General features: G+C 64.5%; 21 protein-coding genes. 9 read left to right on the top strand and 12 right to left on the bottom strand.

The window, feature by feature from the left end:
• Positions 1-15: 15 nt before the first annotated feature.
• The gene (locus ABZ677_RS10290) at positions 16-1479 is read left to right on the top strand and encodes a glycosyltransferase family 87 protein (RefSeq protein WP_358369179.1); all 1464 of its coding nucleotides are present in this window, start codon (positions 16-18) and stop codon (positions 1477-1479) included.
• On the opposite strand, the gene ABZ677_RS10285 is transcribed toward ABZ677_RS10290, so the two are convergent.
• From ABZ677_RS10285 to ABZ677_RS10245, 9 genes are all read right to left on the bottom strand, one after another.
• Positions 1454-2677 carry a TerD family protein gene (locus ABZ677_RS10285; RefSeq protein WP_256992111.1) on the bottom strand — a complete coding sequence of 408 codons (1224 nt, stop codon included), beginning with the start codon at positions 2675-2677 and terminating at the stop codon, positions 1454-1456. The genes ABZ677_RS10290 and ABZ677_RS10285 overlap by 26 nt on opposite strands.
• A 90-nt stretch (positions 2678-2767) precedes the next feature.
• Entirely contained in the window at positions 2768-2995 is a 228-nt protein-coding gene (locus ABZ677_RS10280) for a helix-turn-helix transcriptional regulator (protein ID WP_032378705.1), read from the bottom strand.
• Positions 2995-3594: a hypothetical protein gene (locus tag ABZ677_RS10275; RefSeq protein ID WP_252341970.1), complete on the bottom strand. Its 600-nt coding sequence runs from the start codon at positions 3592-3594 to the stop codon at positions 2995-2997. Before ABZ677_RS10275 ends, ABZ677_RS10280 begins: the two co-directional genes overlap by 1 nt.
• A gap of 84 nt (positions 3595-3678) precedes the next feature.
• On the bottom strand, positions 3679-4410 hold the full coding sequence (locus tag ABZ677_RS10270) for an ESX secretion-associated protein EspG (protein ID WP_358368960.1): 732 nt from the start codon (positions 4408-4410) through the stop codon (positions 3679-3681).
• 17 nt (positions 4411-4427) lie between these two features.
• The gene (locus ABZ677_RS10265; RefSeq protein WP_358368958.1) at positions 4428-5807 is read right to left on the bottom strand and encodes a PPE domain-containing protein; all 1380 of its coding nucleotides are present in this window, start codon (positions 5805-5807) and stop codon (positions 4428-4430) included.
• A 39-nt stretch (positions 5808-5846) separates the two neighbouring features.
• Positions 5847-6650, bottom strand: coding sequence for an HAD family hydrolase (locus ABZ677_RS10260; RefSeq protein ID WP_358368956.1), 804 nt, complete (start codon positions 6648-6650; stop codon positions 5847-5849).
• Positions 6647-8980 (bottom strand): phosphoribosyltransferase, encoded by a 2334-nt coding sequence (locus tag ABZ677_RS10255; RefSeq protein ID WP_358368953.1) that lies wholly within the window; start codon positions 8978-8980, stop codon positions 6647-6649. Before ABZ677_RS10255 ends, ABZ677_RS10260 begins: the two co-directional genes overlap by 4 nt.
• On the bottom strand, positions 8977-10125 hold the full coding sequence (locus ABZ677_RS10250; protein ID WP_094635079.1) for an HpcH/HpaI aldolase/citrate lyase family protein: 1149 nt from the start codon (positions 10123-10125) through the stop codon (positions 8977-8979). Before ABZ677_RS10250 ends, ABZ677_RS10255 begins: the two co-directional genes overlap by 4 nt.
• 23 nt (positions 10126-10148) lie before the next feature.
• Complete coding sequence (locus ABZ677_RS10245) at positions 10149-11234, bottom strand: hypothetical protein (protein WP_037195637.1); 1086 nt, start codon at positions 11232-11234, stop codon at positions 10149-10151.
• A 220-nt stretch (positions 11235-11454) separates the two neighbouring features.
• On the opposite strand from ABZ677_RS10245, the gene ABZ677_RS10240 reads away from it, so the two are divergent.
• Together ABZ677_RS10240 and ABZ677_RS10235 are read left to right on the top strand one after the other, a co-directional pair.
• On the top strand, positions 11455-12030 hold the full coding sequence (locus ABZ677_RS10240; RefSeq protein ID WP_027495074.1) for a TerD family protein: 576 nt from the start codon (positions 11455-11457) through the stop codon (positions 12028-12030).
• Between the two features lie 92 nt (positions 12031-12122).
• Entirely contained in the window at positions 12123-13220 is a 1098-nt protein-coding gene (locus ABZ677_RS10235) for a DUF475 domain-containing protein (protein ID WP_037195213.1), read from the top strand.
• Between the two features lie 9 nt (positions 13221-13229).
• On the opposite strand, the gene ABZ677_RS10230 is transcribed toward ABZ677_RS10235, so the two are convergent.
• The 3 genes from ABZ677_RS10230 to ABZ677_RS10220 all read right to left on the bottom strand — a co-directional run bounded on the left by ABZ677_RS10230 (position 13230) and on the right by ABZ677_RS10220 (position 15891).
• A complete protein-coding gene (locus ABZ677_RS10230) occupies positions 13230-13595 on the bottom strand; it encodes a helix-turn-helix transcriptional regulator (protein ID WP_037195211.1) in 366 nt (121 codons plus the stop codon).
• A gap of 172 nt (positions 13596-13767) precedes the next feature.
• Positions 13768-14466 (bottom strand): response regulator transcription factor, encoded by a 699-nt coding sequence (locus ABZ677_RS10225; protein ID WP_037195209.1) that lies wholly within the window; start codon positions 14464-14466, stop codon positions 13768-13770.
• A gap of 21 nt (positions 14467-14487) precedes the next feature.
• Positions 14488-15891 (bottom strand): hypothetical protein, encoded by a 1404-nt coding sequence (locus tag ABZ677_RS10220; protein WP_358368947.1) that lies wholly within the window; start codon positions 15889-15891, stop codon positions 14488-14490.
• Between the two features lie 161 nt (positions 15892-16052).
• Between ABZ677_RS10220 and rpsF the strand changes: the two genes are divergently transcribed.
• The 6 genes from rpsF (at position 16053) to dnaB (ending at position 22131) form a co-directional block, all read left to right on the top strand.
• Positions 16053-16340, top strand: coding sequence for a 30S ribosomal protein S6 (gene rpsF / locus ABZ677_RS10215; protein WP_008711385.1), 288 nt, complete (start codon positions 16053-16055; stop codon positions 16338-16340).
• 57 nt (positions 16341-16397) lie between these two features.
• Entirely contained in the window at positions 16398-16949 is a 552-nt protein-coding gene (locus ABZ677_RS10210) for a single-stranded DNA-binding protein (protein ID WP_358368943.1), read from the top strand.
• A 42-nt stretch (positions 16950-16991) separates the two neighbouring features.
• Positions 16992-17234 carry a 30S ribosomal protein S18 gene (gene rpsR, locus ABZ677_RS10205; RefSeq protein ID WP_032396926.1) on the top strand — a complete coding sequence of 81 codons (243 nt, stop codon included), beginning with the start codon at positions 16992-16994 and terminating at the stop codon, positions 17232-17234.
• 15 nt (positions 17235-17249) lie between these two features.
• Positions 17250-17705: a 50S ribosomal protein L9 gene (gene rplI, locus ABZ677_RS10200; protein ID WP_032378698.1), complete on the top strand. Its 456-nt coding sequence runs from the start codon at positions 17250-17252 to the stop codon at positions 17703-17705.
• Positions 17706-17936: 231 nt separating this feature from the next.
• Entirely contained in the window at positions 17937-20216 is a 2280-nt protein-coding gene (locus ABZ677_RS10195) for a bifunctional SulP family inorganic anion transporter/carbonic anhydrase (protein WP_358368938.1), read from the top strand.
• Positions 20217-20736: 520 nt separating this feature from the next.
• Positions 20737-22131 (top strand): replicative DNA helicase, encoded by a 1395-nt coding sequence (gene dnaB / locus ABZ677_RS10190; RefSeq protein WP_032396923.1) that lies wholly within the window; start codon positions 20737-20739, stop codon positions 22129-22131.
• The last annotated feature ends 66 nt before the right edge of the window (positions 22132-22197 follow it).

The raw sequence follows: 22197 nt of genomic DNA, 5'->3' as shown, positions 1-22197 counted from the left end.
AGTCGGACCGATCCGATGACCGAGGAACTGTCCTCGGTCATCGGCGGTCCGATCGGGAAGCACGCGCTGGTCGGTCGGCAGCGCTGGTTCACCGCGCTACGGGTCGTTCTGCTGCTGGCGGTGATCTTCCTGAGCTTCGGTTGGTTCGCCAAGGCTGCGTGTATCCAGCAGGCACCGGTGGGACCGGGCGGCGAACTCGGACTCGATTGGAGTGGCAGTCGTCAGTACGTGGCGATGTGTTATTCCGATACCGTGCCGCTGTACGGGGCGGAGCGACTCGATCAAGGTGCGTTCCCGTACAAGAAGTCCTGGGAAGAAACCAAGGCCGACGGGTCGAGTCAGATTCGGTACATGGAGTACCCGGTTATCGCGGGGCTCTACCAGTACGGCTCCATGGTCGTCGGAAAGGCCTGGAACTCACTGAGTTTCCTCCCGCAGGCGTTGCCGGTCGTCGTCTACTTCAACGTGGTTGCCCTGGGCCTGGCCGTCGCCTGGTTGGTCACCGTGTGGGCTACCGCCATAGCTGCCGGACGCCGTATCTGGGATGCCGCCCTCGTAGCGGTGTCGCCGCTGGTGATCGTGCACGGATTCACCAATTTCGACGCTCTCGCAACGGCTTTCGCGCTCACCGGTTTGCTGGCGTGGGCCAAGAAGCGGCCGGTTCTGGCCGGGGTTCTGATCGGTCTCGGCGGTGCCACCAAGCTCTATCCCCTCCTGTTCCTCGGACCCCTGCTGGTGCTGTGCTGGCGCACCGGCAAGATGCGGGAGTGGGGCATCACTGCCTGCGCCGCGATCGGTGCCTGGCTGGCGGTCAATCTTCCTCTCGCGCTGCTGTATCCGTCGGGGTGGTACGAATTCTTCCGGCTCAATTCCGAGCGCGGTGCCGACCCGGATTCGCTGTACAACGTCGTCACCTCGTTCACCGGCTGGACCGGTTTCGACGGTCCCCTGTACCCGGGCGACAAACCGTTGGTGCTCAATGCCGTGACGCTCGTGTTGTTCGCCCTCGTGTGTGCGCTCATCGCGTACATCGGCACGACGGCACCGACGCGGCCGCGGCTCGCGCAACTGGTGTTCCTCGTGGTCGCCGGGTTCCTGCTCACCAACAAGGTATGGAGCCCGCAGTATTCGCTGTGGCTGGTTCCGCTGGCCGTACTGGCACTACCGCATCGTCGAATTCTGTTGGCGTGGATGACGATCGACGCATTCGTCTGGTTCCCGCGGATGTACTACTACCTGGGTGTGGAGAACAAGGGCCTCCCCGAACAGTGGTTCACCGCGACCGTCGTGGTGCGCGATGTTGCCGTGATCGGGTTGTGCGCGTTGATCGTTCGGCAGATCTACCGTCCGGCCGAGGATCTGATTCGAAACGGCAGCGCCGTCGATCCGCTCGGTGGCGTGCTCGACGGCGCTGCAGATCGGACCGCTTCGTATCGGACCGCCCGGCGACCGGTCACATATAGCGGCCGAGCTGTTTGACGGCTTCACCGGCGTGCTTGGCCTGAATGCCGTCGCCGATGGCCTGGAGCTTCCATTCACTGCCCTGGCGGTACACCTTGGCCATCACCAGACCGGTGAACGGCATGCCACCCTGCAGGGTGAAGCGGGCCAGTTCGGTGTTGGTGGTGTTGTCGACCAGACGGCAGAAGGCGTTCGCGACCTGCTCGAACGTCTGACCGCGGTACGAGGTCACCGTGAAGACGATGCCGGTCACGTGCTTGGGTACCCGCGTCAGGTCGACCACGATCACCTCGTCGTCGCCCTCGCCCTCGCCGGTGAGGTTGTCGCCCTGGTGCACGATCGAACCGTCCTTGGCATTGAGCTGCCCGTAGTAGACGACATCGTTGACGTTGCGGTCGGCGAGCATGATCGCCGACGCGTCGAGGTCGATGTTTGCGGCTCGGCCGCCGCCGCCGAACAATCCGCCCTTCTTCGGAGTGGTCACCGGGTCCCAGCCGAGGCCCATTCGAATGACCGTCAGAGCCACGCCGCCGTCCTTGCGCAGGGTGACCTTCTGGCCCTTCGTGAGGCTGACGGGCCTGGCCTTGGTGAGGCTGACTTCCGGAGCCTCGGTGCGGACCGGGGCGGCGGGTGGTGCGGGCGGCGCAGCAGGCGGCGGTGGAGTGGCGGGGGCGGGAGGAGGTGTCGGGGCAGGAGCAGGAGCGTCGTCCACGGACACACCGTGGTCGGTCACCAGCGCGGCGAACCCGCCCGCGTAACCCTGCCCGACGGCTCGCACCTTCCAGCTTCCCTGACGGCGGTAGATCTCCAGCGCGATCACGATCGACTCCGAGCTCAAACCGTCGATCGTGTACTCGTACAGCACATTTCCGCTTGCGTCGCTCACTCGCGCAACGGGAGCGGCGGATCGACCGAAGTTGCTCGACGCGTCGTCGAGGGTGATGACGGCGCGGATCTGCTCGATGTCGGCGGGAACTGCAGCGAGCGATACGGCGAGCCGGGCCGGTCCGCCCTGACCGGGCTCGAGGCGCACGCCGGGGCCGGTGGGCTGGTTGAAGAACACGAAATCGGCGTCGGTGCGTACTTTTCCGGCGTCGGTGACCAGCAGCGCAGACAGGTCCGCAGGTACGGCCAATGCAATGGAGACGACGACGTCACCGACGGTGAGGGGGCCGTTCTGACCCTTGGACAACGGTTGACCGGCCGGAGCAGACAATGTGGTGGACTCTCTCTCGAAGTGCTGGTTACCGTCATCCAATGTACTTGTTCGATTTGTCCGACTGGTGTGGCTGCGATTCGGTGGCGGTCAGATCTGGCGGAGCGTGAACAGGTCGCCCGGTGTGCAGCCGAGGACGCGACAGACGGCGGTGAGTGTCGAGAATCGGATGGCCTTGGCTCGGTCGTTCTTGAGCACCGACAGATTGACGACGCTGACCCCAGCGAGACGCGAGAGCTCGGCGAGCGTCATTCCGCGGGCGTCGAGAATCTCGCCCAGATGGCAGACGACGAGGTGGTCGACGAATTCCTCCGCCATCAGACCAAACCATCGGCATCGCGCGCGAGCTTGGTGCCTTGGGTGATGGCGGCGTAGACGAACTGCAGGAAGGTCGACACGGCGATCGCGATCCAGAGACCGGTGACAGGCCGCGCAGTGTCGATGGTCGTGCTCAGCTCGAGCGCACCGACGACGCTGTTGGTGCCGAGCATGTTCATGAACCCAGTGATGATGGGGTACGCGAGAATGCACACACCGATCAGCACGACGTCGGTGCGCGCGGCGTTGGTGAAGGGATTCCCCGCGATCACGCGGTTGCAGAAGCGGTAGAAGAACAGCAGACCCACCAGGATGATGACCAGACCGACGACGGTTGCGCCGTAGCGCATCACGTCGATGAAGCCCAGCAGCCGCGTGATCTCGGCCTTCGGAACACTGAGCTCGACCGAGTTTCCCGGTTGCAACTGGCCCCCGAACAACTCGACGGGCGGTGTGTTCGATTCGGGTTCGACCGTGGCGACGACGTAGTCCGAGGAGTGGTATTTCCACATTTTCCAGCCGGACCAGCCCACGGCCAGTGCCGCATAGAACACCATCGACCATTTGTTCGTCCGCATCGAGCTCAGTCCGTATGCCATCCCGCCGCCTCCCTATCGATAATCGATAACAACGAATATCGATAACCTATCGCTTATCGATAGGGTGTCAAGGGCCGGCCGTGTTCACCGCCTCAGAGCAGCCGCCACATGTCGCTCGATTTCCGACGCCAGGCCGGCGGTATCGGCAGGCGCAATGTCGATCGTCTGTGCGGAGTGCACGATGTACCGGCCGTCCTGCTCGAAGTCCATCCAGAAGAACGAGACGGCATCGGTGTCGCGGCGGTTGTCGTAGGTCTTGCCACGCGCGACGATGATCTCGCCGACTGCAGACCGTGGGCGGTCGAAGAACGACCGGAACTGCTCGTCCGCCGTCGCACCCCGGGTCGCGGTGGACAGATGCGACCCGCCCGAAGTCGCTGCAGCAGTGGCGCGTTCGAGTCGCTCGGCCGGTCGGTGGCCGGCAGCAACAGTGGGTACGGATCCGAGAGCTACGGCGGGGGCATGGGCCGGGTCGGTCAGTTCGATGGTGACGGCACCGCCGGAGGAGGCGTCGGGCCCCGGCTCCTGGGTGAGTACCGCGGCCGTGTCGTGACGAATCGCTGCGTGGCTGCGGACGATTCCGTAGTGGGAATCGGTTGTCTCGCCTCGACATTCGATACGAACGATCGGGTCGACGATGGTCCGAACAGCTGCGCCGAGCTTCTCGTCCATCATCGCGTCGATCCTCGTCGACGCCTCCCGCCGCAGTTGTCGGAGTTCGTCCACGGTCTCGACGTCGATGGTGACCACCAGGGGATACGGCAGTCGGTCGCGTCCGAATCGACTGCACAGCATCATGAAGTCGATGCCGGGCATGGTCCAGCTCGTCATCGTCAGCCGCCGAGTACCGGAGGTGCAACCAGAGGCAGATCGCCGATCAATTCGCTGCCGTTGCTCACGTCGACGAGGTAACCGGGAGTTGCGTGTTCGCCGTCGTTGTCGCCGGCACCGCGCGCACCGCCCATGGCACCCATTCCCGGCATGCCGTGCGCTCCCGCGCGCCCGGCCGCCGCAGCTGCGCTGCCGGGACCACCGGTACCGCCTGCCCCGCCGCCCGCCCCGCCACCGATCGGAGGGCCGAGAACCGATCCGCCGTAACTCGATCCGGCACCGGAACTGCCTCCGGATCCGACTCCGTATCCCGCGCCGCCGCCGTAGCCCGAACCATTGGATCCGGCGAAGCCGCTGCCGCCCGGTCCTGTTCCGCCGTAGCCGCCGCCGGGACCCGCGCCGACCCCCGAACCCGTACCACCGCCGGAAGCACCCGGCCCGGTGGCCGCTGCGGCGCGAGTTTCACCGGAGTTGTCGGCCGGAGGCAGGGAACCCGAACCGCTCGACCCGGGCTGCTCCGACGCAGCAGTACCGCTCCGACCCGCTTCGGCAGCCTCGGCGCCGCCGGCCTGCGCCTGTGTTGCAGCCGTCCGGGCCGCCGAATCTCCTCCGTCCGCGCCGGTGGTGCCCGAGGTCGAGCCGATACCTCCGCCTCCGGCGGAGGTGCCGAGTCCCCAGCCTCCACTGGAACCGCCACCGTCAGCGACCGGGTCGTGCGCTGCCGGTAGCACGGGGACCTGGGAATCGGACTGCAATACCCCTGGTACGTAGACCGAGCGCATGATTCGGCGTGCTTCTTCCTGCTGCTCCTCTCGGGCCGACACTGCATCCTTCGCGGCGAAGGGAATGGGCAGAAGGGCATCGATCATGCTGCTCACAGGTGCCGCAACCACCGGTGGCATCCGCGACTGTGTCTGTGTGAAGCCGGAGTGCGCCTCGAGCAATTTGTTGCTGATCAAGCTCATCGAGGTGGACAGCGCGGTCGCGGACGAGACGTAGTTGCCCACACCGCCGCGGACGGCGTCGGCTGTCGGTCCCGACCAGCCCGACGTCATGGCCGCCTCGATGCCGGAACGGAAGCCGTCGGATCCGGTGGTTGCGGCAGCGGACAAGTCGTTCCAGTTCTTGGACGAGTTCACGATGGTGGCGGTTCCCAGCGATTCGACCATGGTCACGATCTGCTCGTGCGGCATCACCTCGAACGCCTCGGTGATGACCACTTCGGTCGGCTCGAACTCGCCGCGGTAGTCGAGGGCCACGTTCGCCTTCTCGAATGCCGCGTCCAGAACGGAGTCGAGAAATTCGGGACCCACCGGCGTCACGAACGTACTGGTGACGATCTTGTCGATCGTCGCTGCGAGTTCCTCGTACGGATCCGTCATACCCACCCCTTGCCCCGCGTCTGTCTACCCGACGAACAGTTAGACGCGGCGCACGGCGGTTCGGTTCCGCAGCCACTCGAGGATCTCCTCGGTGGCCCGGACGCCGGAGGAGTCGGTGACGGTCAACCCGGGCCGGGTGAATCCGAGCAGCTCCAGTTCACCGTGCCGCGGACGGATCGCGGCGTCGGCCGCGATGAGCATCTCGGCGTCGAGCGCCCCGTCACCGGCGGCGAAGACTCGGGCATCGGCGTCGAGGGTGCCGTCCTGAATCAGCCTGGTCCGAACCTCGGCCACCGCAGAGCTCTTGCACACCGCGTTGGGCATCGTGTAGATCTTGCGCCCCTGTTGCGAGACGTTCCAGTCCCGAGCGGCGCACCACTGCGACCACTCCGCGACGAAGCCCTCGGGCACAGCGGCCGTGTTCACCACCAGGTAGCAGAACAGGCCGTCGGCCTCGCGGTACTTGAGCACCCAGTCCTCGGAGACCCGCGATCTCAACTCTGCACCGATGCCCGCCAGATCCAACGCGAACCCGTTGCGCCAATGCATGTCCGGCTCACCGTCGACGAGGATGTTGCCGCCGTTGCTGGTGATGGCGTATCGCCAGGGTGCGCCGGGCAGCGCGATCCGTCGAAACTGTTCGATGGTTCGCGTGGTGGTCGGCACCACGATCACGGTCTCGCTCAACTCTCGAAGGAGTGCAACCGAGCGAGAGCTCATGTAGGACAGTGGCTTTCCCTCGTACATCTCTACACACTCGAACGAATCGTCCAGGGGCACTCCGAGTGCGCCCTCGGAGAAGATCATCGTACGGTCGAGATCCACCGCGACGAGAGAGCTCACGACGCGTCCGCGTTCGAGACGTTCTTGATCAGCCCCATGCAGGAGTAGGCGAGGTCGGGAACCACGTCCACCGGTACTCCCCTGGCCGCGGCGAGCATCCGAATGTGTTCGTGCTCGGGCGCATCGGCGTCCCGCACCAGCACCCGCCACGGGACACGGCGCAGCAGCACCCGAGTGGTCTCGCCGACGCCGGGTTTGACGAAATTGACGTGCGAGATGCCGTACTCCTCGCGGACCTTCTCCACCGATGCCCATCCCGTCCAGGTGGGGGTTCGGTCGGAGGCGAGCACGGCGGTCACCGAGGCGGCGACCTCCTCCCGGACGTCTTCGAAACGTGCAGCGACGGTGTCGAGCAGGTGACGCGAGACGTCGTCGGGCGCGAGATCGGCGTAGTACTTCGCGCCGTGGAAGTCACCGGGGCGAATCAGTTCGTCGTTGAGCACGGTACGTGAAACCAGGCCCGACACAGTCGAATTGAGGCAGGCCGACGCGATCAGGAAGTCGTCACGGGTGCCGTACGTGCGCGCGCAGTTGCCCGGATCGGCGAGCACGGCGAGGTCGTCGTCGAACTCGGCTCCGGGAAAGTCGCGGAGTGCGGCGGTGAGTTCGCGGGCGATCGCACCCTTGCCGGTCCAGCCGTCGACGAACACCACCGAGCGTGAGTCGTGGTGCTCGGCAAGGTAGCGCAGTGCGACGGCGTCGATACCTCGATCGCGCACGATCGAGACGGCGTAGTGCGGAATTTCGATGCCGTGGGCTGCGAAGGCCCAGCGGCGCATGAGAATTCCGACGGGGGTGCCCGCGCGGGCCAGCGAGGCGAGTGCGATGTCGTGGCCGCGCTCGGCCAGCACGACCTCGGTGACGGTTCCGACCGCGACCGCCAGCCGCGTTGCACTCTCCTGCAGCACTTTCTCGAACAGTTCGCGGTAGGCGAGATCCGGTTGGTACTCGACCGGGAGCGATTCGGCGTAGTGGGCCTCGCCGGCCTGAATGCGCTTCTCCCGCTCTTCGATTCCTGCTTCGAGCGAGACCGACGAGAGGTCCTTGAGCAGCCAGGTGACTTCGTCCGCTGCGTAGGAGCCGAACTCGGGTCCGCGGAGTGGTTGTGCCCGCCGCGAGACCTCGAGTGCCACCGGGTCGGCTCCGGTCACGACCACGAGGAGTACGTCGGTGCCCGACGCGGCGAGAGTCTCGGCGGCTGCCGCGAGGGCGTCGGTGTCGGCGGGGGCGTCGGCGACGAGCACCAGTGTCGCCTCGTGCGGCCCGGACGCGTTGTAGAGGTAGCGCAGTCCCGATTCGTCCTCGGGCGCGGCGAATTCGAAGCCGCGGCGCAGGGGGTAGTCGGGCACGTCGAGAACGTATGCCGGTGACCGGGTGGTGGTCTGGAACAGGGCACGGTGTCCCCGCTTCTGCAGTGCCGCCGCGAGTCGAAGCGGCAGATACATCAGCTCCTCGTGGCCGATGACGACCACCGGTGCCGATTCGGGGAGCGCTGCAGCGACCGTGGCCGACAGATCGTCGATCGCGGAGTCGAAACCTGCCGCGTCGGATCGGAGGAATCCGTGGCGGCCGCCGTCGGGCAGGGTCGCCGGCCAGTGGGCGTCGACTCGACGAACCGAACCGGGCTGTGCAGCAGTGGGATTGAACACCGGATCGGGTAGGTCCAGCACCGTCTCCACCAGACCCTGCTCCAGCTCGACCGATCCTTGCGCCAGGCTCACGTTGTCGATTCGAACGCCGAGTTCCGTTGCCACCGCAGCGGCAGCAGCGAGATGCTCGGCGGTGCGCATGTCCACCAGGGATGCGATGACGTAGTGCGCGCGCTCGGCCGACGCGTGAATCTGTCGCAACGCATCCAAGGCGGTCGCGCCGGTCGAGATCTCGTCGTCGACGAGTATCAACGGCAGGTCGCCGGCGAGCAGGTCGGCCGAGGTGGGCATCAGCAGGTGGTCGGTGGCGTGCGAGTGACCCTCCTCGAACTCGCCGTGCACGGTCATGCCGGGAACGGGGCGACGCGTCGAGTGCAGGTAGCAGTGTGCGTCCAGAGCCGTCGCAACCGTATGGCCCAATCCCGTTGCCGTTTCTGCGAATCCGAGAACGTCGACATCGGAACCGTTCACCGCGGTGCGCACCAGAGCGGCCAGTTCGTTGCCGGCGGCGATCACGACGTCCGGGTCGACGGGTATGTGTTTGCCGAGCACTGTCGAGACCAGCAGGTGGGCGCGGCGGGGGTTGCGACGCAGACCGGGACGCACCAATTGTGTTGCCGTCCAGGACGACGACGAGCCGGTGTCGGTGAGCACGATGCCGTCGGCCGGATTCGCGTTCATCGCTGTGCCAGTGCGGTCAGTAGATCCACGAACGTGATCCCCTCGTTGGTGACGCCGAACGCCTTGGCGCGCACCATCGTCTGCTTCGCCCAATTGCGGTGCGGGCCCAGTTCGTTCATCTTGTTGCGGTAGCCGGATGCCTGGACGCCGCCCTGGTCGGACGAGAGAATGTCGAGTGCGTCGTGGTACTCCTCGTGCGTCACTGCAGACAGTGCGTGCACCGCAGGCACGTGCGAGGGGTGGATGACGGTCTTGCCCTGAATGCCGTTCGCACGGTCGAGTGCCACCTCGCGCAGGAGGGCGTCGAGGTCGCTGCTGACCAATTGCTGGCGGAAGCGTACGGCCTCTTGATCGACGAACGGCGTCTGACGCAGCAGGGGACGGAACATGCGTTCGTGGTCTGCGAAGTACTCCCACACCGGTCCGGTGATGACGAATCCCGATCCGTCGTACCGGCCCAGGTGATTGACGATCGCGCTGATGACGTCGGCGACGACGCGGACGTCGTAGATCGTCAGGTCGCGGTCGCGGCGGATGCCGAAGGTCCCGCACATGTCGGTGGCACCGATGCGCACCGCCAGCACCGTGTCGCGATAGCGGCCGAGGAGTTCACGGATGGCAACGAGTTCCGCGTCGCGCGTCTCCCGGTGCACCACTTCCGTGGATTCGAGGACGGGCATGGCGAACAGACGGGTGCCGTGTGCCTTCGATGCGGCGACGATCTCGTCGAGGGACTCGGCTCCGCGTGCTGCCGTGAACTTCGGTACGACGAATCCCGCGAGCCCGGCGGCACCGTGGTCGAGGCCGGCGCAGATGCTGCGGATGTGCGCGGCGGTACGAGCCCGAACGAACACGAGCGATCTCGAACCCGAGAGTTCGTTCAGAGTTCGCACGGTGTTGGCCAGCGCTTCTTCCAGATTATGGTCCGCCACAGCGTCTTCGAGATCGATGACGATGGACCGCACCCCCTCGTCGGTGCGTTTGTTCACCGTCGCGGTCAGGTCGGGACGCGTCGCCGGGATGTACAGCGTTGCGCCGAGAGCCGTTGCCACGAGGTCGTTTCCGTCGCTCGTCTCGATGTCCTCCGGCTGCAGGAAGAACACTCGGTCACGGGTGTCTGCGTCGAGATGGCGAAAGTGTTGCACCACTGTCCTTCGTGTGAATGTGATCAGTGCGAGGTACGCATGCGGTCGATCACGCCTGCGATGAAGTCCGAAATGGTATCCAGATCCTGCAGATATGACCAGTAGTCGGGATGGGTACCCGTCAGCGCCGTGCTCGCCCTGTCGATCCGGGCGAGCTGAGCATCCAACACCGAGCCCCATTCGGCAACCAGACCGCGATTGATCGCGAGTTGTTGAGCGTCACGAAGTTTGAACCGCACTTTGTTCTCGGTCTCTTTCGGATCGGCCTTGACCGCGCGCAGTAGCCGAACTCGATCGGTGACCGCGTCGACCAGTTGTTCGGCATCGCTCAGGTGTTGGCGCGCCTGGGTCACCAGATCCAGTGCGTGTTCGGGATTGCCCGCACCGAGTGCCGAACGCGCCGCGCTCAGATCCTCGTCGGCCTGCTCGATGTGACGCGCACTCGACCGTTCGTTGCGAGACAGGTCTGCCGAGCTCTTGGCGTTGAACTCCCGAAGCAGGCTCGAGAATGCCGGGGCAATGCCCTCGGATCTCGTTCGCACGGCTTCGATTCGGGTGCGCACCGAGGCCAGTGCCGTCTTGGCCTCCTGAAGGCGTCCCGGGGCCGAGTCCACGGCAGCCCGCAGTGCCGCGGCCCGGTCACGGACCAGGGCGGCGTGCTCTCGGGCACGCAGGGGGTCACGCTGGTCGGCCTGCAATTGCGTTGTTGCCGAATCGAGTTCGCGCCAGGCCTGCCGGAGTGATGGGTAGCCGGCAAACTGTTCGTCGACGGTGGATCGGGCTGCGTCGGCCTCGGCCAAGGCGTCCTGGACCAGGCGCGGGGTGGCGGCGAACTGAGCGGAGGCCTGCTCGAGGGTGCCTCGATGAGCGTCGTAGAACCGGTCCACGGCAGTGCTGGCATCGTGCAGAAGCGCGGTCGCTCGGTCGAAGGCCGATCTGGCGGCCGGGGTGGTGATTCCGTCGAACTGCTCGACGGCAGCGAGGTAGGCGGCTCCGGCGTCGAAACACTGCTTCTCGGTGTCGGTCCATCGGCCGGCGAGTCGATCCTGGGGGCGCAGTGCGGTGGAGGCCTCGACGCCCGCCGAGGCGATGGACTGACGCTTGTCCATGTCGAGAAACGCGGCGACAGCGTTGTCCTGGGAACGACGCGCGGCGGCGTCCGCTTCGGCACCCCGGCGGAACACCCCAGGCCAGCGACTTGTCACCTGTTCGATAGTACTGACGGGAACCCTGGCGATGTCGTACTCGTTGGCGGAGTACGTCCAAGAACCGGACATTCCCACTACGGTTGAACCCGTAACGGGAAACCAATTGCGAAAGGACCTCTCCATGGGCGTCAGCCTCAGCAAGGGTGGCAATGTCTCGCTCACCAAGGCAGCTCCGAACCTGACCGCGGTTGTGGTCGGTCTCGGATGGGACATCCGCACGACGACCGGCACCGACTTCGATCTCGACGCCAGCGCCATCGCTCTGAACTCGACGAAGAAGGCCCTGAGCGACGGGCACTTCGTGTTCTTCAACAACCTGAAGTCTCCCGACGGCTCCATCGAGCACACCGGCGACAACACCACGGGTGAGGGCGACGGAGACGACGAGCAGATCAAGGTCGATCTCGCCGCTGTGCCGCCGGAGATCGAGACCATCACTTTCCCCGTATCGATCTACGATGCGGACGCACGCTCGCAGTCGTTCGGTCAGGTGCGCAACGCGTTCATCCGCGTCATCAACCAGGCCGACAACTCCGAGCTCGCTCGCTACGACCTCAGCGAGGATGCCTCCACCGAGACCGCGATGGTCTTCGGTGAGCTGTACCGCAACGGTGCGGAGTGGAAGTTCCGCGCAGTCGGTCAGGGCTACGCGTCCGGACTCGCAGGAATCGCGCGCGATTTCGGAGTAAACGTGTAGTAAAGACCCTCTCAAGATTGGGAGTACCCCCGCCTCGTCATTCATGATGGGCGGGGGTTTTTCCGTCTTTAGTCTCGAGAAGGGCCACGACTGTGGTTGTGAAGATCTTCGGATGGTCGATCGCGGTCACCATCGTGTCCGTCATCGTGGCTTTCCTGTACGGCGGGATCGAGGCGATGATCCTCGTTCTCATCCTCGGTGTGCTCGAGGTGTCGCTGTCCTTCGACAATGCCGTCATCAATGCCACCGTGCTGCGACGCATGAGCGAGTTCTGGCAGAAGATCTTCCTCACCATCGGCATCATCATCGCCGTGTTCGGTATGCGGCTGCTGTTCCCGCTGGTCATCGTCTGGGCTGCGTCGGGCCTCGGTCCGGTCGCCGCCATCGATCTGGCGCTGAACCCGCCGGCAGACGGCGCCGCGACCTTCCCGGACGGTTCTCCCAGCTACGAGACACTCCTCACCGACGCGCATCCGCAGATCGCTGCATTCGGCGGCATGTTCCTGCTCATGCTCTTCCTCGGCTTCATCTTCGAGGACCGCGACATCACCTGGCTGAGCTGGCTCGAGAAGCCCCTCGCTCGCATCGGCCGCCTCGATCAGCTGTCCGTGGTCGTCGCAGGCCTGCTGCTGGTACTGAGCGCCGAATTCCTCGCCGACGACGACAAGATCTCCACCGTCATGGTCTCCGGTGTGCTCGGCATGATCACGTACATCGCGGTCAACGGTCTCGGTGAGCTCTTCCACGTCGAAGAAGAGGGCGAGGAGTCCTCGAACGGTCCGAGCGAATTGGCGAAGGCGACGGGTAAGGCCGGGTTCTTCCTGTTCCTCTACCTCGAGGTGCTCGACGCGTCCTTCTCGTTCGACGGTGTCATCGGTGCCTTCGCCATCACCGCGGACCCCATCATCATCGCGCTCGGCCTCGGCTTCATCGGCGCGATGTTCGTCCGCTCGATCACGGTCTTCCTGGTTCGCAAGGGAACGTTGTCCGACTACGTGTACCTCGAGCACGGTGCGCACTGGGCGATCGGTGCGTTGTCCATCATCCTGCTGGTCTCGATCGGTGTGCACATCAACGAGTTGATCACCGGTTTCGTGGGAATCCTGTTCATCGGAGCCGCTCTGCTGAGCAGCATCCGACGCAACAAGCGTCTCGAGAAGGAAGGCGTGGAGACCGCCGTCAGCGTCTGACCGGCGGTCTCACAGCTCCGAGATATCGACGAGCCCGTCTTGCAGTGCTCGCGCGACGAGCCCCGCCTTGGTCGGTGCCGGGCGCCCGACAGAGGTGTACTTGGCCCGAATGCGGGTGAGGTGGGTGTTGACGGTGCCGAGCGAGAGAAACAGTGCCTTCGCCACTTCGGTCTTCGAATCGTGTCGAATCCAGCAGAGCAGGACCTCGATCTCGCGGTCGGTCAGATCCGGTCGGGGCGGGAACGGGCTCGCAGCGGCGGGAACGGGGTGTATCTGCATGGGGGGCGGAACCAGGCTGATGGGGCCACGTGAGCGAAGCGGTGCCGGGAGCGATGAGCCGCTCTCGGAGGGCATGGGGTCGAGCAGAGCGGACATCAGATCTCCCGGGCGCCGAAGTGGGTTGAGACCAACTAAACCAATGAGAACGATTCTCACAGGTAATGCGCAGGTTTTCTGCCCTGACAATTAGGGGCATTGAACCGTCAACCATGCGTTTCCCTCGTGCCGAGACTGTGGGATGAACCACAGCAGGGCCGCCGTCGTCGAGTCAATCCTGCGGAGGTAGCTCGGGCATCGGGAGCCAGCCGTCCTCGACCGCTCGCTTGTAGAGATCGGTTTTCGTCGGTGCCGGACGCCCCGCCTCGGCGTATTTGTTGCGGATCCGAACCAGGTAGTCGTTGACGGTCTGCTCGGACAGTCCGGCCAGGCGGGCGACGCGTCCGGCCTTCTCGCCCGACGCGTAGAGGGCGAGTACCTCGCGCTGACGTGGACTGAGTCCGACGTCGGGTAGCTGCGGATCACCGTCGATCGCGGCAGCCCAGTCCGTCGTCACGACCTGCCCGCCGCTCGCCGCGCGTCGGATCGCGGAGACGATCGCCGCTGCGGGTGCGGACTTTCGGACCACGCCCAGCACGCCTGCACGGGCTGCCGAGCGAACCAGGAAGGCGTTCTCGGCACCGGTGTAGACGAGGACGCGCGCGCCTGCGGCGTGCAACTGCTCCACGTTCGAGCGGGGTGACGAACCGTCACCGAGACGAAGATCGAGCACGACCAGATCGAATGTCTGCTGCTGGGCGAGCAACTCAGCGACCGTGGCGGCGGTGGACACCAGTTCTAGATCGGGTTCGTCCGCGAGCATTGCCTTGAGTCCGAGCGCTACCGATTCGTGGTCCTCGACGAGGCCGACGCGTCGTACTTCGGTGATCTGCTCCCCGGTGTTCCCCTGCGATCGTGACGCCTGCGTCATGTCCCCGCCCCACTGTGCGCCTTACTGCCCCGATGATGTCGTCAACGATGTCGATGCCGGCGGGCGAGACGTTACCGACTCGGAGTCGGTTTCGTCGTTCGACGGAATCCGCGCGTGCGCTCGGATGAACAAGACGAACAGCACGATCAGCAGCAGCGCTCGTCCCCACACCCCGACGAGAACGAAGAACTCCTCGTCGTTGGCATCGGCACCCGAGGCCAACGCGGCGAAGTACTTGAAGACGCCGATTCCCATCGACAGATCGACGAGCAGATACGCGGCGACGAGTCCCCACGGGACGCGAAGCAGCACCAGGAAGGGCAGCAGCCACAGCGTGTACTGCGGCGAGTGCACCTTGTGCAGCAGCATGAACCCGCACAGCATCGATCCGCTCACAGCGACCCACGGGTACGTCCCGTCGACCTTTGCTCGACGCCAGCCGAGCCACAGCGCAAGAGCGAACGCGGCGAACACCAGCAGCGGCGACGCGACGTCGACCACGTCCTGGAAGGATGCCTCGGCCTCGGCGTAGGCATCGGGAGTCATCTGGTCGCTGATGTAGAAGTGGCGCAGCCCCCAGTACCAGATGGAGTTGGTCGTCAGGTCTGCCTGCCGCAGCGACTGGAACGTGAAGGATGCGCGCCACCCCTCGTAACCGAGCACTGCGAACGGCAGATTCACTGCGACGACGGTGCCGATCGCAGCGCCGGCAACCATCAGGCCGCCGCGGATGTCCCAGCGACCTTCGGCGGTGTCGGCGGACTCGCGCCCGTCGATGCCGCCGGTGACCACGTACGCGATCAGGGGCAACACGAATGCTCCCGGATAGAGCTTGAGGCAGAAGCCGACGGCCAGCAGCGCCGACGCGAGAATCGCTCTGCGCCGCAGTGGCATCGGCAGCGTCATGACGAAGATCGCGCCGACGGCGGTGGCCACGACGGGAAGCTCCCAGTTGTGGAAGGCGTACATCACCAGCGGCGGTCCGATCGACCACAGCAGGGCGGACCAGCCCGCCATTCGGCCGAGCATCCAGGCGGTGAGCAGACCGAACGGCGCAAGAATCAACGCCGAGGTCAACAGGAACTGTGCATCGGTGTGGGCGGGAATGGCTCCGAGCCACATCAGCAACCCGCTGAGGACGGGGTACTCCACCGTCCCGCCCGTGAGGATCCCGTCGCTGGTGATGGCCCCGTGGATGTAGGGAAAGATGTGATTGTCGATGTCTCGGCCGAGCCACAGGAACTGGATGTCGGAGTAGCAGACCGAGGAATCCTTGATGGCGTCGAACACCGTGCTGCGACCGGAGGCGTCGAACGGCGCGACCGCGCATCGGGCCTTGTTCAGATACCCCAGAATCAATCCCACCGCAGCCATCGCGACGACCACGACGACCGTCATCGGATTGGCGCGGACCCCGGATCGCATGGTGCAAGACTATGACGCGCGAACGCCCGACCGTGCGCCCGACGCGAATTAGCAGGTCAGGGCCCTGTCGTGTATCTTCGAGGGGTTGCTGACGCAACGACCCTCCTGCCACGGATAGTCCGTGGCCGTTTTCACTAGTCCACAGGAGGTGATGAGGTCTTATGCGTCATTACGAATTGATGGTCATTCTCGACCCCAATCTGGACGAGCGCACTGTCGCTCCGTCGCTCGATACGTTCCTCAACGTCGTTCGCAAGGATGGCGGCACCGTCGACAAGGTCGATGTGTGGGGCAAGCGTCGTCTGGCCTACGAAATCCTCAAGCATGCCGAGGGCATCTACGCCGTTGTGAACCTCAACGCCGAGCCTGCCACCGTCAGCGAGCTGGATCGTCAGCTCGGACTCAACGAGTCCGTTCTGCGTACGAAGGTCCTGCGACAGGGCAAGTAATTGTCGTTGCCCGCCTCTAGGCTGGCATCTACAACGCTTACTACTGAAAGAGGAACCATGGCAGGCGAGACCGTCATCACCGTCATCGGAAACTTGACGGCTGATCCAGAACTTCGATTCACCCCCGCCGGTGCGGCGGTTGCCAACTTCACGGTTGCATCGACCCCGCGCACATTCGATCGTCAGACGAACGAGTGGAAAGACGGCGACGCGCTCTTCATGCGCTGCAACATCTGGCGCGAGGCAGCGGAGAACGTTGCCGAGAGCTTGACCCGAGGCTCGCGAGTGATCGTGAGCGGACGGCTGCGGCAGCGCTCGTACGAGACGCGTGAAGGTGAGAAGCGGACAGTCGTCGAGCTCGAAGTCGACGAGATCGGACCTTCACTTCGCTACGCCACCGCAAAGGTCAACAAGGCCAATCGCGGTGGAGGTGGCGGCGGAGGCGGCTTCAACTCCGGCTCCGGCTCCGGTTCCTCCGGCGGATCGGGCGGCGGCCGCTCGAACTCCTCGACCAACTCCGGTTCCGGTGGAGACGATCCCTGGGGCAGTGCCCCGGCGGCGTCGGGCTCCTTCGGCGGACGTGGCGGAGACGAAGAGCCACCGTTCTAGATCCTTCGATCGAGAACAACCAGATGTAACGGAGAAAGACCCATGCCCAAACCGCCATTGCGCGACAAGGTGCTCAAGAAGAAAGCGTGTTCCTTCTGCAAGGAAAAGAACACGTCGATCGATTACAAGGACACGACGTTGCTGCGTAAGTACGTCAGCGATCGCGGAAAGATCCGTGCTCGCCGTGTCACCGGCAACTGCGTCCAGCATCAGCGTGACGTGGCCGTTGCCGTGAAGAACTCGCGTGAGGTAGCACTGCTGCCTTACGCCGCGACGGCTCGATAGAAAGGGGCGATTGGTATGAAACTGATCCTCACCGCTGATGTGGACAACCTCGGTGCGCCTGGCGACACCGTAGAGGTCAAGGACGGCTACGGCCGTAACTTCCTGCTGCCCCGCGGACTGGCCATCCAGGCCACCCGTGGAGCTCAGAAGCAGGTCGACGGCATCCGCCGCGCTCAGGAAGCTCGTGCCGTCCGCGGCCTCGAGCACGCCAACGAGCTCAAGCAGGCCATCGAAGGCCTCGAGGCCGTCACGCTCTCCGTGAAGACCGCGGGCGACTCGGGCAAGCTGTTCGGCTCGGTCACCGCGTCGGACGTCGCTTCTGCTCTGAAGGCTGCCGGTGGCCCGGTCGTCGACAAGCGCAGCATCGATCTGCCGAAGGCTCACGTCAAGAGCACGGGCAAGCACGACATCGTCGTGAACCTGCACCCCGACGTGACCGCCAAGTTCAAGCTGGAGGTCGTCGGAAGCTGATTTCAGCTTTCGGCCCGTTACGGCACCGAAAAGCCCCACGAACCAAGGGTTCGTGGGGCTTTTTCGTGTCTTCTCACAAAATTCAACTGCCGCAACGGTTTCCGAATTGTGAAGGATCTCTCTCTAGGAGCCTATGGGCAGAGCTTTGCGTAACCTTTGCTGAGGGGCGACACAACAGCAGGACCATCTCGACGAATCACCTGACGCCTAGACGCCCGGAGGAACGCTGCCGTGACCACGACCGTGGAACCCGATTCCGACCCCAGTCCCGAGACCCGATCCGAGCCGCAGTCTCGCTTCGGGTCGATCCTGAAATACGACGTACCGGCCTCGCTGGTCGTTTTCCTTGTTGCAGTGCCACTTTCGATCGGCATCGCCGTCGCATCGGGTGCGCCGATCATGGCCGGTCTCATCGCCGCGGTGGTCGGCGGAATCCTCGCCGGGATCCTCGGCGGATCACCGCTGCAGGTCAGCGGCCCGGCAGCAGGCCTGACCGTCGTGGTTGCCGAGCTGGTCAACCAATTCGGTTGGGGCGTAACGTGCGCCATCACGGTCCTGGCCGGTGCTGTGCAGATTCTTCTGGGAATGAGCCGGATTGCGCGCAGTGCGCTGGCCATCTCGCCGGTCGTGGTGCATGCGATGCTCGCCGGAATCGGTATAACCATTGCACTGCAACAGATTCACGTACTCCTCGGAGGAGAATCCGAAAGTTCGGCGGTCCAGAACATCCTGGCCATCCCCATGTCCGTCGCGAACGGTCAGTGGCCGTCGATCATCGTCGGCGGAATCGTCGTCGTGCTGATGTTCGCCTGGCCACGGTTGGGCGGGTTGTCCGGCGTGCTGGCCAAGGTCACCAAGGTGCCGGCCGCACTGGTCGCAGTGGTCACCGCCACCGCGGTCTCGATCTTCTTCTCCCTCGATGTCGAACGAATCGAGTTGCCCGGCAACCTGATCGAATCGCTGAGCTTCCCGATCATGCCCGACGGGCAGTGGAGTGCCTTCGCGACCGGCGTCATCACCATCGCGTTGATCGCCAGTGTCGAGAGTCTGCTCTCCGCGGTGGCCGTCGACAAGATGCACAGCGGTGAGCGCACCAACTTCGACCGGGAATTGATGGCTCAGGGCGCAGGCAACATGGCCTCCGGTGCCATCGGCGGTCTGCCGATCACCGGCGTGATCGTGCGCAGTGCCACCAACGTCAAGGTCGGTGCCAAGTCTCGTGCATCGGCGATTCTGCACGGCGTGTGGATTCTGATCTTCTCGGTACTGTTCATCTCGATCGTCGAACTGGTTCCGTTCGCCGCTCTGGCCGGACTGCTGGTGATGATCGGTGTGCAGCTGATCAAGCTGGCGGACATCAAGATTGCCAACAAGACCGGAGACATCGCGGTCTACGCGGTCACGGTCGTCGGAGTGGTGGCGCTCAACCTGCTCGAGGGTGTGTTGATCGGTTTGGCACTGTCGATCATCCTCGTGCTGCGCCGTGTCGTGTGGGCCAAGGTCAGGGCCGAGGAAACGGTCGACGGCACCTGGCGTGTCACCACCGAGGGTTCGTTGAGCTTCCTTGCGCTCCCTCGATTGACGCACGTGCTCTCCACAGTGCCCGCAGGCACCGCCGTCACCGTGCATCTGGGCGTCGACTTCCTCGATCACGCCGTGCACGACGCCCTGAACGAGTGGATGCGTCAGCACGAACTCGGCGGCGGCACCGTGAAGGTCGAAGAGGTGGGCACCGCCTCGATGGCGGCTGCTGCGGAGGGTCCGCCCAAGCGCGGATCCGCGACGGTACGCAGCTCGTTGGCGCCGTGGCGCGCATGGCAGCTCAAGAGCGATGTTGCGCAGGAAGATTCGCCTGCTGCTCTGCGGCCGGTGTTGAGCGGGGTGGCGGAGTACCACCGCACGCACGCCCCCAACATACGTCCGCACCTCGAGGGTCTGACCGACAACCAGGATCCCGACACTCTGTTTCTGTGCTGTGTGGATTCGCGCGTCATGCCGAACACGATCACCAGCAGCGGCCCAGGAGATCTGTTCACCGTCCGAAACATGGGCAACCTCGTGCCCACTCAGGGGCAGGACTGCTCGGTGGAGGCGGCGCTGGCCTTCGGTGTCGATCAGCTGGGCACCTCGTCGGTTGTGGTGTGCGGGCACTCGGGCTGCGGTGCCATGAAGGCGGTGCTGAGTGGGCCGGAGAACGCTGCGGACGCGTCCGTCGCGGAGTGGTTGGGGTACGGGGTGGCAAGCCTCGACGCGTACCGCAGCGGGCATGTGGTGGGTCGTCAGGCGGCGGAGCTCGGCTTCGGTGAGGCGGATCAACTCGCGATGGTGAACGTGGCGGTGCAGTTGCAGACGCTCACTCGTCATCGCGTCGTAGGCCGAGCCAACGCCGAGGGGCGGTTGCGAATCACCGGACTGTTCTTCGACATTCCCTCGGCACGAGTGCTTCAGATCGGTACCAAGGAGGTCACCGTGCTGGACCCGGCGAAGTGCCAACAGGAGACGGTCGGCTGAGCTTCGTCGGCAGTATCGAGGGGCCCGATTCCAAGCCCGGAATCGGGCCCCTCGGGCTTGAACGGGACGTTGGTCTGTTTCTGTGAGGCTTCCCAGTCGCTGTGACCCAGTTCACCCTCGGGTTCACCTGGTATTTACTCAACACGCCCGAGCTGTCAATTCGGCCGACACGCCGATCCAGAATCGATGCACAGGAAGAAAACTTTATGTACACGCTCTGACCTGCCGAAAAGGGAGAAACTCGGAAAGTTATACCCAGGTTATCCCCAGACGGTCAACACGGTTGTTCAACACCATCCACATTTCATGCACAGATTCGTCCACAAGCCATGTTGTGACTCCTGCCGATAGCGCTTAACGTCCGTGCAGCGTCTCTCTCGATGCCGTGCAGCGGCGACGGGACAGTGCGAATCCGGTGCCGAGAAAGCTTGTCGGTGCCCGGGGGTAGAACTTGCTACACCGCACCGCCGGGTGATATCCGACGATGCCGACGACAATGGGGAGAGGACGGCCGGTTCGCGTGGCAGTTGTGGACGATCGAGGACAGTCCGACTACTCCGGCCCCTCGTCCAGCGAGGGACCCGGCGAGGATTTCGGTCGCCAGCCCCCGCAGGACATGGCCGCGGAGCAGTCCGTGCTGGGCGGCATGCTGTTGAGCAAGGACGCCATCGCCGACGTGCTCGAGGTGCTTCGTCCGGGCGATTTCTATCGGCCGGCTCACCAGAACGTGTACGACGCGATCCTCGACCTCTACAGCCGCGGTGAGCCTGCCGACCCGGTGACCGTATCGGCCGAGCTGGATCGTCGCGGAGAGCTCAAGCGTATCGGCGGCCCTCCGTACTTGATCACCCTCACACAGACGACGCCGACGGCAGCCAATGCCGGGTACTACGCCGAGATCGTCGCGGAGAAGTCGATTCTGCGCCGCCTCGTTCAGGCCGGGACTCGCATCGTGCAGTTCGGTTACGCCGGAGCAGACGGACAGGACGTCGCCGAGGTCGTGGACCGCGCGCAGGCCGAGGTGTACGAGGTCACCGAACGCCGCACCTCCGAGGACTTCCTCCCCCTCGAGGAACTGCTGCAGCCCACGATGGACGAAATCGACTCCATCGCCAGCCGTGGCGGCATATCCCTCGGTGTACCAACAGGATTCGCCGAACTCGACGAAATCACCAACGGCCTGCACCCGGGTCAGATGATCATCGTGGCGGCTAGACCTGGCGTTGGTAAGTCGACCCTAAGTATGGATTTCATGCGTTCGTGCTCCATCAAGCACGGCATGCCCAGTGTCATCTTCTCTCTGGAGATGAGTCGTACCGAGATCGTCATGCGACTGTTGTCCGCCGAGGCGAAGATCAAGCTCGGCGACATGCGTTCGGGAAAGATGACCGACGACGACTGGACCAAGCTGGCCCGCCGAATGAGCGAGATCAGCGAAGCGCCGTTGTTCGTCGACGACTCTCCGAACCTGACGATGATGGAAATCCGCGCCAAGGCCCGTCGCCTCAAGCAGCGCAACGGCCTGAAACTCATTGTGGTGGACTACCTTCAGCTGATGTCGTCGGGTAAGAAGGTGGAGTCGCGTCAGCAGGAGGTCTCCGACTTCTCGCGTCAGCTCAAGCTGTTGGCGAAGGAACTCGAATGCCCGGTGGTCGCGGTCTGCCAGCTCAACCGTGGTCCGGAGCAGAGAACCGACAAGAAGCCGATGGTCTCGGATCTTCGTGAGTCCGGCTCACTGGAGCAGGACGCCGACATGGTCATTCTGCTGCACCGCCCCGACGCAATCGAGCGCGACGACCCCCGCGGCGGTGAGGCCGACTTGATTCTCGGCAAGCACCGTAACGGTCCGACCGCGACAATCACTGTGGCACACCAGCTTCACCTGTCGAGATTCGTGGACATGGCGCGGGGCTAGGGCCGACAGCGCTGGGTCGCGTATTCTCTCTGTGGATCCAACCAAGCACCTAACGCAGCATTCGAC

Origin of the sequence: Rhodococcus sp. NPDC006774 (assembly GCF_040636045.1) — a bacterium.
Lineage (GTDB): Bacteria > Actinomycetota > Actinomycetes > Mycobacteriales > Mycobacteriaceae > Rhodococcoides.
Note: the sequence above shows the minus strand (reverse complement) of the source record. Positions and strands in the feature narration are given on the sequence as shown.

What these genes read in the sequence shown, in the direction of transcription:
- rpsF (WP_008711385.1), top strand. Translation starts at nt 16,053, where the DNA reads ATGCGTCATTACGAATTGATGGTCATTCTCGACCCCAATCTGGACGAG.
- ABZ677_RS10240 (WP_027495074.1), top strand. Translation starts at nt 11,455, where the DNA reads ATGGGCGTCAGCCTCAGCAAGGGTGGCAATGTCTCGCTCACCAAGGCA.
- ABZ677_RS10265 (WP_358368958.1), bottom strand. Translation starts at nt 5,807, where the DNA reads ATGACGGATCCGTACGAGGAACTCGCAGCGACGATCGACAAGATCGTC.
- ABZ677_RS10245 (WP_037195637.1), bottom strand. Translation starts at nt 11,234, where the DNA reads ATGGACAAGCGTCAGTCCATCGCCTCGGCGGGCGTCGAGGCCTCCACC.
- ABZ677_RS10270 (WP_358368960.1), bottom strand. Translation starts at nt 4,410, where the DNA reads ATGCCCGGCATCGACTTCATGATGCTGTGCAGTCGATTCGGACGCGAC.
- ABZ677_RS10225 (WP_037195209.1), bottom strand. Translation starts at nt 14,466, where the DNA reads ATGACGCAGGCGTCACGATCGCAGGGGAACACCGGGGAGCAGATCACC.
- ABZ677_RS10290 (WP_358369179.1), top strand. Translation starts at nt 16, where the DNA reads ATGACCGAGGAACTGTCCTCGGTCATCGGCGGTCCGATCGGGAAGCAC.
- rplI (WP_032378698.1), top strand. Translation starts at nt 17,250, where the DNA reads ATGAAACTGATCCTCACCGCTGATGTGGACAACCTCGGTGCGCCTGGC.
- ABZ677_RS10255 (WP_358368953.1), bottom strand. Translation starts at nt 8,980, where the DNA reads ATGAACGCGAATCCGGCCGACGGCATCGTGCTCACCGACACCGGCTCG.
- rpsR (WP_032396926.1), top strand. Translation starts at nt 16,992, where the DNA reads ATGCCCAAACCGCCATTGCGCGACAAGGTGCTCAAGAAGAAAGCGTGT.
- ABZ677_RS10220 (WP_358368947.1), bottom strand. Translation starts at nt 15,891, where the DNA reads ATGCGATCCGGGGTCCGCGCCAATCCGATGACGGTCGTCGTGGTCGTC.
- ABZ677_RS10230 (WP_037195211.1), bottom strand. Translation starts at nt 13,595, where the DNA reads ATGTCCGCTCTGCTCGACCCCATGCCCTCCGAGAGCGGCTCATCGCTC.
- ABZ677_RS10275 (WP_252341970.1), bottom strand. Translation starts at nt 3,594, where the DNA reads ATGGCATACGGACTGAGCTCGATGCGGACGAACAAATGGTCGATGGTG.
- ABZ677_RS10280 (WP_032378705.1), bottom strand. Translation starts at nt 2,995, where the DNA reads ATGGCGGAGGAATTCGTCGACCACCTCGTCGTCTGCCATCTGGGCGAG.
- ABZ677_RS10210 (WP_358368943.1), top strand. Translation starts at nt 16,398, where the DNA reads ATGGCAGGCGAGACCGTCATCACCGTCATCGGAAACTTGACGGCTGAT.